The sequence below is a fragment of the Mesorhizobium sp. M7A.F.Ca.US.002.01.1.1 genome, assembly GCF_004022955.1.
Lineage (GTDB): Bacteria > Pseudomonadota > Alphaproteobacteria > Rhizobiales > Rhizobiaceae > Mesorhizobium > Mesorhizobium ciceri.
In genome coordinates this window covers 1-396 of the sequence record NZ_RZQE01001080.1, presented here as the reverse complement: position 1 = coordinate 396, position 396 = coordinate 1, and the positions used below count along the sequence as shown (strand labels likewise).

Annotated in this window: 1 protein-coding gene; it reads right to left on the bottom strand. The window is 63.1% G+C overall.

Annotated elements, in window-relative coordinates; translation table 11 throughout:
- Window positions 1-3: 3 nt before the first annotated feature.
- Window positions 4-396: DMT family transporter (locus EN932_RS37800; protein ID WP_164890928.1), on the bottom strand; the 393-nt coding region annotated here is incomplete at its 5' end.

Sequence of the window (396 nt, the reverse complement as noted above, 5' to 3'; positions counted from 1 at the left end):
CTCTTACACCGGCGTCAGCTTGCGCGCCGGCCGGTTGACGATGATCAGGCCGGCGGCAATCAGGCCAAGTGCCAGGAAAATGCGCATGGTCAGCGGCTCATTCAAGAACATGGCTCCGCACAGCACGCCGAAAACCGGCGACAGGAAGGTGAAACTGGACAAGCCTGACGCCGAATACCGCCGCAGCAGCCAGAACCACAGCACATAGGTGAAGGCGACGATGTAGACCGCCTGGAAAAGCAGCGCCAAGGTCGGCAGCACGGTCGGGTCGCGAACGGGCGGGCCGGCGAGAGGCAGCACCAATACGCCCACGATCGCTGCCCCGGCGAGCTGGTAAAGCAGAAGCTTCTCGGCGCTCGCCTCGACCAGCTTCGAGCGCTTGATGAGGATGTTGGT